Source organism: Oceanobacillus massiliensis str. N'diop (assembly GCF_000285495.1).
Lineage (GTDB): Bacteria > Bacillota > Bacilli > Bacillales > Amphibacillaceae > Oceanobacillus > Oceanobacillus massiliensis.
The window spans coordinates 656,220-668,406 of sequence record NZ_HE610977.1 but is presented as its reverse complement, the minus strand read 5'-3'; the positions used below and the strand labels follow the sequence as shown (position 1 = coordinate 668,406).

9 protein-coding genes are annotated in these 12,187 nt (G+C 38.3%); 6 read left to right on the top strand and 3 right to left on the bottom strand.

The genetic code is table 11. The features are described 5' to 3' along the window. Position 1: 1 nt before the first annotated feature. The 3 genes from OMHG_RS08840 to OMHG_RS08830 all read right to left on the bottom strand — a co-directional run bounded on the left by OMHG_RS08840 (position 2) and on the right by OMHG_RS08830 (position 3,304). Entirely contained in the window at positions 2 to 1,108 is a 1,107-nt protein-coding gene (locus tag OMHG_RS08840; protein ID WP_010650193.1) for a GerAB/ArcD/ProY family transporter, read from the bottom strand. Positions 1,109 to 1,119: 11 nt separating this feature from the next. After that, positions 1,120 to 2,622: a spore germination protein gene (locus OMHG_RS08835; RefSeq protein WP_010650192.1), complete on the bottom strand. Its 1,503-nt coding sequence runs from the start codon at positions 2,620 to 2,622 to the stop codon at positions 1,120 to 1,122. Positions 2,623 to 2,752: 130 nt separating this feature from the next. Continuing rightward, the gene (locus OMHG_RS08830; RefSeq protein WP_010650190.1) at positions 2,753 to 3,304 is read right to left on the bottom strand and encodes a beta-class carbonic anhydrase; all 552 of its coding nucleotides are present in this window, start codon (positions 3,302 to 3,304) and stop codon (positions 2,753 to 2,755) included. 882 nt (positions 3,305 to 4,186) lie between these two features. Here OMHG_RS08830 and OMHG_RS08820 point away from each other — a divergent pair. The 6 genes from OMHG_RS08820 (at position 4,187) to OMHG_RS08795 (ending at position 12,169) form a co-directional block, all read left to right on the top strand. Then, on the top strand, positions 4,187 to 5,935 hold the full coding sequence (locus tag OMHG_RS08820; protein WP_010650186.1) for an ABC transporter ATP-binding protein: 1,749 nt from the start codon (positions 4,187 to 4,189) through the stop codon (positions 5,933 to 5,935). Further along, positions 5,935 to 7,968, top strand: a complete 2,034-nt coding sequence (locus OMHG_RS08815) for an ABC transporter ATP-binding protein (RefSeq protein WP_010650184.1) — start codon at positions 5,935 to 5,937, stop codon at positions 7,966 to 7,968. Before OMHG_RS08820 ends, OMHG_RS08815 begins: the two co-directional genes overlap by 1 nt. A 45-nt stretch (positions 7,969 to 8,013) precedes the next feature. Beyond that, on the top strand, positions 8,014 to 8,838 hold the full coding sequence (locus OMHG_RS08810; protein WP_010650183.1) for a S1C family serine protease: 825 nt from the start codon (positions 8,014 to 8,016) through the stop codon (positions 8,836 to 8,838). Positions 8,839 to 8,907: 69 nt separating this feature from the next. Continuing rightward, on the top strand, positions 8,908 to 9,639 hold the full coding sequence (locus tag OMHG_RS08805) for a PRC-barrel domain-containing protein (RefSeq protein ID WP_010650182.1): 732 nt from the start codon (positions 8,908 to 8,910) through the stop codon (positions 9,637 to 9,639). A gap of 548 nt (positions 9,640 to 10,187) precedes the next feature. Continuing rightward, positions 10,188 to 10,919 carry an RNA polymerase sigma factor SigI gene (sigI, locus tag OMHG_RS08800; RefSeq protein ID WP_010650181.1) on the top strand — a complete coding sequence of 244 codons (732 nt, stop codon included), beginning with the start codon at positions 10,188 to 10,190 and terminating at the stop codon, positions 10,917 to 10,919. Continuing rightward, positions 10,916 to 12,169: an anti-sigma-I factor RsgI family protein gene (locus tag OMHG_RS08795; protein ID WP_010650179.1), complete on the top strand. Its 1,254-nt coding sequence runs from the start codon at positions 10,916 to 10,918 to the stop codon at positions 12,167 to 12,169. Before sigI ends, OMHG_RS08795 begins: the two co-directional genes overlap by 4 nt. The last annotated feature ends 18 nt before the right edge of the window (positions 12,170 to 12,187 follow it).

The following is a 12,187-nucleotide window of genomic DNA, read 5'->3' as shown; positions in this document are numbered from 1 at the left end:
TTCACCTGCTTCCTGAGGTACGCCGTTTTTTCTTGATGATGACAAGTGGGAGAAGAAGTAATGGATAGACATACACAAGCCAGAACCCAAGCTGGGCTACATAATCAATAATCTTTTGTATTTGAAAATGGTGATCGATGAAAGTAGAGCCGATTAGGAGTACAATAGCTGTTATATACAAGGAAAGTTTCTGTGGCACCCGATAAACTCTCTTCATGCTATATGTAATCCCCCACATGAGGAGAACCATATTCGGAACAATAACCATCATCCATTCTGCCACTACAACGAAATCGAAACGTTCGACAAAAGAAAAGGTCTGGATCTTAAATAGGGCTAGTAAGGCCCATTCTCTTCTTAACAGCTGTTCTGAACTGAAAAATCCAATGGCAATGAAGGTTGTGAAGAGTACGATTAAACCTGACCAAACCGCTCCTAAAAGGAGAGGCAATTTTATCTTTTCCTTATTCTGTATGAAAGGGTAAAGCATAAAAAATATTTCAAAGCCAATGAATGTATAAGAGGTCGCTTTGGCGCCCTTTAAGATTTCAATTGCCGATGTGCCAAATATTGGCTGGAAATGCAAAAAATCAATCTGCATAGCAGGTTCAATCAATAGAAACAGCAACCATTGGGTAAGGATGAAAAATAAAAAACAGACACCTACAATAATCCTTATCCCGCCAAGTACGGTATATACGACGAGAATAATGAGAATCAAACCCAATATAAAGGAACTGATCTCAGGAAAAATAAAAACCTTAACTACTTCGATATACGTAATGATCACAGAGAATAGTGTCATTGCGAAATATACGATATAGACAGTGCCAAGTAGTCCGCCAATCCATTTTCCAAAAAGATCCATTTGAATTCCGATGATGTCGGCATTTTCATATTGTCTCAGGATATAAAGCATAACCAATAGAATAACGATAATATAACCAGTCATGAGGATAATGGATATCCATGAATCCTGGTGCGCTTCTGCGAAGATAAACTTTGGGGCGCCCATTATTCCAACCCCTAATTGGATGGAAGAAATGATGAAGAATAAATAGAATGCTTCAAAAGTCAGGTTAATTTTCTTTTTTACATTAATATCCATACAATCTCCCACTATTCATCGATGTCTTTTTTTTCCATACCTTTTCTCTTTTTAAAACGGAGCAATTCCTTTGGGCGATAGGAAACAAAGCGCTTTCCTTGAAATTGCTGGGGCAGCCGGAATAAAGCCTTATTCAGATCCATCCACCTGAATGGGTAAATCGGTGAAAGATATGGTCTCCCCAGTGAAGTTATCCTTAATAGGTGAATGATCAGGAAGCTTAATCCAAACATAATACCGATGATTCCTAGCATACCTGCAAGGAGTATCATCGGAAACCGCAGTAAGCGAATTGTCGTACCCATCAGATAGCTTGGGGAAGTGAAGGATGCCAGAGCGCTTATTGTAATAAAAATGATCAATATGTTACTGGTTATTCCGGCCTGCACGGCAGCAGTACCGACGACAACACCACCAACGATACCGATTGTTTGACCAACCTTGGTAGGCAGCCGTGCGCCAGCCTCCCTTAAAAGTTCAATCATCAATTCCAAAAAAATTGCCTCGAATATCGGCGGGAATGGAACACTCGCCCGTGATTGCCCCACAGAAACAAGCAATTGTGTAGGAATCGTTTCAAAATGGTAGGTAACTCCTGCAACATACAGGGGGGTCAGTGTAATCGAAATAAACATTGCAACAAACCTTAATATTCTTAAAAAAGAACCTAGATTCCAGCGCATGTAAATATCTTCGGTTGATTCAAAAAAGGAAAAAATGGTAGAAGGGGCCAAAATTGCATTCGGGCTGTTCTCCATCAACACACCGACTCTTCCCTTGGTTATTGCGTAAGATGCACGGTCTGGAAGCTCTGTAGAATAGAACTGCGGGAATATAGTGACAGAGGAATCCTCTATAAATTGCATTAATACATTGTTATCCTCAATCTCGTCTATATCCAATTCCTGTATCCGCTGGCGCATGGTATTAACATCGGTTTCATTTGCTACTGATTTTACATAGACCAGTCGTACCTCCCTTGGGTATCTTTTTCCAACCATGATTTTTTCCAATACTAAATCGGGAGTACGGATACGCCAGCGTAAAATATTTATATTTGTAACAATGGATTCTGTAAAAGCAACTTGAGGGCCGATAACGACGGTTTCAGTTTCTGCCTTTGACAATGACCTTTTTTCAACATTTAACATCATATAATTGACGGCAGTATCTTCATCTTCTATATAAATAAAGACTTTGCCACTGACAAGTTCAGTCAGTATCTCTTCCAATTTGCTTATCTCTTGACCAAAGCTTAACGGAATATTATTTAAGATGGCCGTAGCGGTCCAATCGGAATTGCTTTCGAGCAATGACTTAAGCAATAAGTTCTCCACTTTATCTGGTGCCACTAGATGTGGGATATAAAATACTGCAATTTTCTTGTTTTGGTGTTCGTATACAGAAAAGCTTAAATCATTGTTACTATCAAATTTATTTTGCAGCATTGGTTCCAGCTGATCGATTTTGAGCGGGAAGATTTCAGTTGATTTGCTTTTGCGATTTTTTCTCATGGGAACCTCCAGAACTAGCAGTTCTTATTTGGTTAGTATGCCGAAACCTTTCTGGTTTTATGAATAATAATTCTGCTTAAATGCAAATAAAAAACTGCCACTTCAACTGAAGTGGCAGTTATGTTAAGTGCTATTCTCTTGTGACGACATCCACTTTACCGGTATCAGGATCGATGACCAGGCCGTGGACTTTAATCTCTTTCGGCAATAAAGGGTGGTTGCGAATAATCGATACACTCTGCATGACGGATTCTTCTACTGTTTGAAAACCATGAAACTCATCATCTAAGTTAATACCGCCATGTGTCAGGCTATTAATCACGTCTTCAGAGATGCCGCGGTCAACGATAGTGCGTTTGAGTTCTTCGGTATCAACGTTTGACATACCGCAATCATGGTGCCCGATGACTACGACTTCATCAGCTTTTAATTTTAATACTGCTACTAGGATACTTTTCATAATACTATCAAAGGGTTTGCGTATAATGGCACCTGCATTTTTAACCATCTTTACATCGCCATTTTGAATATTCAATGCCCGCTGCAGCAATTCGACTAAACGCGACTCCATACAAGTAAATATGACCATTTTCTTGTTTGGATATGTATCGGTTTCATATGCCTCGTATTTTTTCTCGGATACAAATTGCTTATTGTACTCCAGCATTTCATCTAAATGCATGCTATCAACTCCTTTATTCTATGATAAAAACTATAGCACTTTTTCCGCAAATAAGAAAAATATTTGAAAGAAAGAATCGAAATATGACTAAAGAATCATTTTTCTAAAAATTTCCACATATCGTTGTATCTCGCTTTGAAGTGCGTTAATATGAAGGTACAAATTAATAAGGGGTGAGGAAATGAAAGATATTGTTCGAAATTGTCGGTTGTGCAAAGAGCCAATGGAAAGCAGTCTGTTTATGATGTGTCCAACCTGTTTAAAGGATAGTGAACAAATCCGGAATTTTATCCGAAAAAACCCCCTAGCGTCTCTTGAAGATATCTCCCAATCGACTAATGTGTGTATTGATAAAATAGAATACATGGTTAGCCTAGGACTTAATCGGAAAGGCGAATATGAACCAGAAATGAATTGAGTTTACCCCCTCTATATTTCAAGAGAATGACTCAAGCCTTTTGATGCATTCTCTTTTTTCTTGTTATCATTTTATTTACGTAGGCTTATGAATCAGCTTCGGCCGATTTATGCTCCAGGCTGTCTCTTTCCTGCGATATTTAAAAAAGATTAAAAAAACTCTTGACGAAAAAATTTCTAAATACTATAATTATTGAGAATTAAAAAACGAAAGGAGGTCACTACCATGGAAAACGTAATTAATCATAATCAGTCATCAAACTTTATATTATTTTCTGTGACCTTCACTTTGAATGAGTTTGTCTTTTAGTACATAAGTGCAAAAGTTAATTTATCATTTAAGGGTCACACATATGTCTGTGACCTTTTGTTATATTGTGGGCGAATTATGTCCAACTGTATGCATACGTCATAGGCGTATGCTTATTTTTTGTTGCAAATAGAGAGAGAGAAGAGGGTGAAGAGATGTTTCAGGTTTTTAAAAAACTGGATTGGTTCTTTAAACATTATTGGAAAAGGTATTTATTAGCTATTATTTCATTAATTATCGCAAGTGCGGTTGGACTGATTCCACCCAAAATCGTAGGGTTTACGATTGATCAAATACAATTTGATTCTTTGACAGCGCAGCTGCTGATTGTGTTAATAATCAGCTATCTAGTGCTGATTGTCGTACACTATGCAATTTCCTTTTTATGGGATTACACGCTTTTCGGGGGAGCTGTCATTCTGGAAAGATGGATGCGGAGTCGATTGATTTCCCATTTCCTTAAAATGACACCGACATTTTATGGTAAATACCGTACAGGAGATCTTATGGCAAGATCGACCAATGATCTGAAAGCAATCAGTCAGACTGCGGGATTCGGTGTGCTTACACTAGTTGATTCGAGTGTCTTTATGCTGATGATTGTCGCGATGATGGGCTTTACGATTAGTTGGGAACTAACCTTGGCGGCTTTAATTCCATTACCGGTTATGGCTGTCGTGATGAATAAATATGGTTCAGCTATTCATTCCAGATTTACAGAAGCACAGGCAGCATTTGGAAATATGAATAATGAAGTACTGGAATCAATTCGGGGAGTACGGGTCATTCGTGCCTTTGTCCAGGAAAAACAGGATGCGGATAGATTCCAGGCTATGACAGACAATGTATACAATAAAAATATTGAAGTTGCAAAAATCGATGCATTGTTTGAGCCTACAATGAAGATACTCGTCGGATTATCTTACACAATCGGACTCGGTTATGGTGCATTTCTTGTATTCGAAAGTGCCATGACTCTCGGAGATTTGGTGACATTTAACGTATATCTTGGAATGCTGATCTGGCCAATGTTTGCAGTAGGGGAATTGATCAATATTCTGCAGCGAGGCAACGCCTCTTTGGACCGAGTAAATGAGACGATATCCTATGAAGCAGATGTAAAGAATCCACAACAGCCAAAAATGGTCGGCGCGGTAGATTCCATTGACTTTAAAAATGTCTCCTTCTCCTATCCTGGAGTGGAAAGGAAGCAATTGGAAAATATTTCGCTGTACGTTGAGAGAGGCCAAACAATTGGTGTCGTAGGCAAAACAGGTGCAGGGAAAACAACGTTATTTAAATTACTTTTAAGACAGTATCCGGGCATCATTGGTGAAATAAGGATTTCAGATACGAATCTGGATGAAATCAATTTAGAAGCCATCCGAAGCTGGATTGGATATGTTCCACAGGATCAGATGATGTTTTCTAAAACTATCAGAGAAAATATTCAGTTTGGAAATCCGGATGCAACCGATGAAGAGATATTTAGGGTAATGGATCTTGCGTATTTTCTTAAGGATATGAAACAGCTTCCAAATGGTCTCGATACACAGGTTGGTGAAAGTGGAATTACATTATCTGGAGGACAGAAACAACGGGTCGCATTGGCAAGAGCCTTCATAAAAAATCCGGAAATACTAATACTCGATGATTCCATGTCAGCTGTGGATGGAAAGACGGAAGCTAAAATTATTGAGCATTTAAGAAGAGAAAGGAAAAATAAAACGACCTTTATAGCAGCACATCGTATGTCAGCAGTTACCCATGCAGATCATATTATTGTGCTGGAAGGCGGCAAAATTATAGAAGAAGGCACACATGAAGAATTAATGAAGCGAAATGGCTGGTATAAGGAACAGTATCAGCAGCAGCAACTTGAAGACGGGGAGGTGGCAAACTAATGAAGCCATCAACTGAAAAGCGACTATTTCAGTATGCATTGAATTATAAAAAAGGAATATTGATTGGTTTATTCTGTTTAACCATTGCTGTGGTATTGGAATTGGCAGGACCTTTGATAGCAAAGAATGTTATAGATAATCATATTCTTGGCGTGGAAGGCTACTGGCAGGAAGTTACCGAAAACAATGATAAACAAACGGTGGAATATGAAAACCGGTATTATAAGCGCTCTGACCGTTTAGCCGATACAGATAACGTAATCGATGATTCGAATACACTGTTTCAAGTAGGCACGGCCTATTACATGATTGATGGGCAGGCCCCTCTTGAGGGGGAAAGAACTGCTGAAGAAAATCAAATAACGATTACGACTTCTGAAGAAACATATCGTTATGAAGGCGAGCGTTTATCATTAGCAGAAATATATCCATTTTTCAAACCGGAGCAGCGGCCGATTATTATGCTGCTGGTATTATATATGAGTTTGCTCGTTATTGCCGGGGTATTTCAGTTCTTTAAAACATTCTATTTGCAGAAATCAGCGAATCAGATTGTGAAAAAAATGCGGAATGATTTATTCGACCATACACAGCGGATCCCAATTGATTATTTCGTTGATCAGCCTGCAGGTACTATCGTCGCTAGGATTACCAATGACACAGAAGCCATTCGGGATTTATATGAACGGGTATTATCAATAATTGTTACCAGTGCCGTATATATGGCTGGAATATTGGCTGCGCTTTTCATATTGGATTACAGACTTGCTATGATGTGTATGCTTATCATTCCATTATTGTTTGGATGGATGAAGGCGTATAAGTATTTCGGAACGAAGTACAACAAGGTAATCCGGGCTACCATTAGCCAAATTAATGGGAATATCAATGAGGCTATACAGGGAATGCCAATCATCCAGGCCTTTAATCGCGAGAAGAAAACAAAAGAAGAATTTGAAGTGTTAAACGAACGAAATTATACGTATCAGAAAAAGCTGATAAAATTAAGTGCACTGACATCGTATAACTTGGTTACGGTAATCAGAAACCTGACATTTGTCGGATTTATATGGTACTATGGTTCCTCTTCACTAGAGTTGAGCAGTATCATTTCGATTGGTATGCTTTATGCATTTGTCGATTATATTACAAGACTATTTGAACCTGTTACCGATATCGTCAATCAGCTTCCATTGCTTGAACAAGCACGTGTTGCTGGAGGTCGTGTCTTTGAATTGCTGGACCACGATGGGGAGAATGTAAATAACAAGAAAGTTGATCGATACCGCGGAAAAATTAAGTTTGATCACATTTCTTTTGCCTATAATGATGAAGATTATGTGCTCCATGATGTCTCGTTTGAAATTAAAGAGGGTCAGACAGCAGCGTTTGTCGGTCATACTGGATCGGGAAAGAGCTCCATTATGAATTTATTATTCCGCTTCTATGATGCACAAAAAGGCAGGGTAATGATCGATGGCCATAATACCAGGGATTGGTCTAGACAGCAGGTACGCAGTCATATGGGAATTGTTTTACAGGATCCATTCTTATTTTCCGGTACTATCATTTCAAATGTGACCATGAACGATCCGAGAATAACAAGAGAAGCTGCAATAAACGCCCTAAATGCAGTTGGAGCGGATCGGTTTATTGATAAATTACCCCATACCTATGATGAATTAGTGACAGAAGGGGGCACTACTTTCTCATTGGGTGAACGTCAGTTGATTTCCTTTGCGCGTGCACTGGCATTTGACCCGGCAATATTAATTCTCGATGAAGCAACAGCAAATATTGATACAGAGACAGAAAATATCATTCAAAAGGCGTTGGAAGTGCTGAAAGAGGGAAGAACAACCCTTGTAATTGCCCATAGATTATCCACCATTCAGCAGGCAGATATGATTTTTGTCCTGGACCATGGTACAATCAAGGAACAGGGAAACCATGATACATTAATAGACGAAAAAGGACTCTATTATCAGATGTATCAAATGCAGCAAGGGAATGTAACGGCTGCCGTAACCTAAAACAGACTGTTACTATTGAACATTATTCAGAGCACGGGGTGGCATATGGATAATAATCATGACAATAATAAAGATAATGACATAATCGATGAAGATTTATATGAAGAATTTGAAGATGAAGAATTATATGAACTTGTTCAGGAAGAACGGAGAAAGGCACTTGAACGTGCTAAAAATGAAGATGAATTTGTTCCAAAACGTCCATTTCACAAATGGGCGTTTTGGTTAATTTCTATTGCTTTAGCTTTCAATATGTTTGCATTATTGCCGCAGACATTCTCGATTCCTGCCATCGACTTTTTAATGACATCTGCAAAACTATCTACCAATACTGATGTTGAAAATTATAAAAAGGCAGTGGTTGTTGTGGAAACAGAAAATAGTAAAGGAACAGGTTTTTCCATTGCAGCTGATGGAACGATATTAACGAATAATCACGTAGTTGAAGGGGAGCAGTATGTGACCGTCGCTTTTCCTGAAGACGGTCTTTTTACTGCGGAAGTAACCAAAACATTTCCTGAAATTGACCTCGCAGTACTGCAGGTGGAGGGAAGGGAACTGCCATATTTAACATTGGCGGAGCAAGCTGAATATACAAAAGCAGAACCGATTCGTTTTATCGGAAACCCATTGCGCTTCAATGGTATTGCCAATGAAGGGAAGATTATTGGTGGTACGAAGCTATCCGATTGGGATGAAGAAGTAATCATGATTGAAGCACCTGTTTATAGAGGGAACAGTGGAAGTCCGATTATCAATCAGGAGGGAAAAGTTCTTGGTGTAATTTTTGCTACGGCAGATGATGAAGAATATGGGAAGGTTGGTTTATTCATTCCCATTGATTTGTATTACAAATATGCAACAAAATAGGGATGGAATGGTTTAACGCCTCCAAATAAGGGTATATAGTAAAAAATCCTTGTTTTGGAGGCGTTTATTTTGTTCTTTTACACATCTCAGCTTAAGGACTTCAATATTCATGCAACTGATGGTGAAATGGGAAAAATTAAAGATTTATATTTTAATGAAGATAAATGGGATGTCAGGTATGCGATAGTTGATACAAGAAAGTGGCTCCCAGGAAGAAAAGTTCTATTGACGCCAAGCACATTCAAAACGATTAATAAGGACGAAGAATTTGTTGAGGTAGAATATGACAAGGAAAAAATCCGCAATAGTCCCCCTGTCCCAGAAGAGGATAATCTTTCAGCCGAACAGGAAAACAATCTGATTGATTATTTTGGTTGGAACAGCTACCGGGACAATGCATTAGCAGGAGTGGAGAGAGGTCCGCTCGGCACTTTTGAGGAGAACGGCCTTGTAAGGGAAAACATTCCCCAAAAGCCCGATTTATTCCGTGATGAATATGAGGTTTCCGATGTTAATAAAATGCGCAGCGAAGACGAAACGATAGGCTTTAAAGTGCATGCTAAAGATGGGAAAATTGGTAAGCTTGCCGACATGATCTATGATACGGAGCAAATGCAAATTAAATATATTGTCGTTAAGAGCAGTGACAATTTAATTGAGGACGAATTCTATATATACAGGACAGAGCAGATTGAAACAGTAGATTGGTATGAAAACGACCTGTATATCAATGATTCGGTAAAGGGGATTGCCGAAAACAATCCGTTCCTCGATAAGGAAGACATTATACCGAGTCTTTAAGGAATGGGCCTGCCAGCAGAGATGGCAGGCCATTTTTGTGTGTACATACATAGCGCTATCTAAGTAAAACTGATCTGTCAGCTGATGAAAATTTTCCGGCATGACTCTTCATTATCTGTACTATACGAGGCACAGTGGGGGTATGGTTATGGCAGGAAAAAATATAAAGTGCCGCATAGTACATGGGATATATATTTTGAAAAACAGAGACAACAGCACTGCTGTTATTACGGGAATATTTTCTGCATCGACAGTAAAGTGGTATTACAATTATTCGTCAGTACCCAATTATTTTGCTGTATAGTTACCGTTTCTTAAAACAAATGTAATCAAAATGAGATAGCAACAGAATGCTTGTTGGGTTAACATTAAATATACTGAAAAAAATAGCTTGATTTGTCGATAAAAATAAAATGAAAATGGTGGGAACATCATATGACATATATAAATAGAAACCAATTTAAAAAATATCAAATTAATTATCTAAAAACTACACCCCAAAAGGGTGAAAATCATACGAAATCTATAATGGCTGGGAGGTCTTCCGAATGATGATGAGCAGCCAGTTAAAAGATAAACCGCTTGAAGCGATGGTGAAATCCATACAGCAAGGGGACAAGCAACTGCAAAATTATCTTTTAAGCACCTATCAGCCGTTTATCGCTAAAAGTGTGTCGGAAGTCTGCAAGCGATATATCGATCCAAAGAAGGATGACGAATTCAGTATCGGTTTATCGGCCTTTAATGAAGCAATCTTTTCCTATTCTTCTGAAAAGGGGAGCTCGTTTCTGTCATTTGCCAAGCTTGTAGTTAAACGAAAGGTCATTGACTACATAAGGTATAATAAAAAGAGACCTCTTCCGCTTTCGCTGGATGAAACCTATGACGCTGAGCAGATGGAGAATCCATTGGAAATTGTTGCCGTTAAAGAGAAATACAGCCAGGAAATCGATACAATCCACCGCAAGGAAGAAATCATGGATTTCAAGGATAAGCTGAAGGAATATAAACTTACCCTTATCGATTTGACGGAGACTTCTCCAAAACATAAAGACGCACGTGATTCTGCTGTCAGAACCGCGAGAATCCTGTATCGGGATAAAGAATTACGGGAGTTTGTTCATGCAAAGAAAAAGCTCCCCATTAAAGAGTTGGTAAAAAAAGTAGATGTAAGTAAAAAAACACTGGAGCGAAATCGTAAATTCATTTTAGCGATCTTTATTGTACTCAGTGAAGACTATATCTATCTTAAGGATTATCTTAAGGGAGTGGGGCAATGAAAAAAGGAATTGTGATGGAACAACATCGCAACTATTCAATCATTATGACCAAAAATGGTTCCTTTGAAAAAGCTATCGTAACGGATGAAAAGGCAATAGTGGGTTCTGAAGTTTCCTATCAGCCATTGAAGGCCAAAAAAGTCGCAATATTATTTTCTGGAAAAAAAATTCCCATACCAGTTAAGATTGCCTCAATGGCATGCATTATCCTGCTATTAGCCCTTCCCATATATTTTTTTTCGGGGAAGAATGAAACATATGCATATGTAACGGTAGATATAAATCCAAGTATTGAAATGGACGTAAATAAGGATTTTAAAGTGCAGATGATTCATCCATTAAATGAAGATGCCAAGAAAATTGTCAAGAACCTTACTGATTATAAGAATGAAAAAATTGAATCGGTAATCGACATGATTCTGAATCAAAGTGAACAAACTGGAATGATTAATGAAGACAAAAATATGATTGTTGGTATCAGCTATACAGATCAGCAAGAATCTGAAGATGTTTATGTGTCTAGTTACCTGGACTCGTATTTTTCCAACATCTCTGGCTGGAAAATAGCGACAGTTGTTATTCCAGAAAATGTCAGGGAGAAAGCAAAGGACAAAGAGACTTCGATGAATGAAGTCATGGCATCGGAAATCATGGAAGATGAAACGGTTGAAGATTCAATTGATTCGGATGATAAAGCAATTATTAATTCTTTTTATAAAAGTAAGACCGAAGAAATTGACGAAACATCTTCTGAATCAAATGATGAACAATTGATGATAAAGCCTGTGGATACACAGACAAATGTAACTAAAGAATCCAAAGTAGGCACTAACAAAACAGAAAAAAAAACTGATAATAAAAAGGAAAGCAAAAAGGCGAAAGCAGCAGTTCCAAGCAAGCAGCAAAAGGAAAGTGTCCGTCCAAACAATACGAGTCAAAAAAATTCTGAGATTAAAGCCCAGAAAAATCTTACCGAAAATAACGGTAAGCCGAAAGATGATTCCAAGCCAAAAGAAAATTCTAATAACCGCAATAAAAAAGGTCCCAGCGAACAAAGGGCTAAGGATAGCAAAGGTAAATTCGATCAAGAGAAAATCAATAAGCATAACAATGGAAACAAGGACAAACACCATAATAATCATTCCAAAGGCAAGGGAAACTGGAAAGGCCAAAACAAGCATAAGGACAGTAACGGCCCTAAAGGGAAAGCTAATCATGGTAAAGGGGACCATGGAAATAGACATAATTAAGTGGAAAAGCACAGTTGT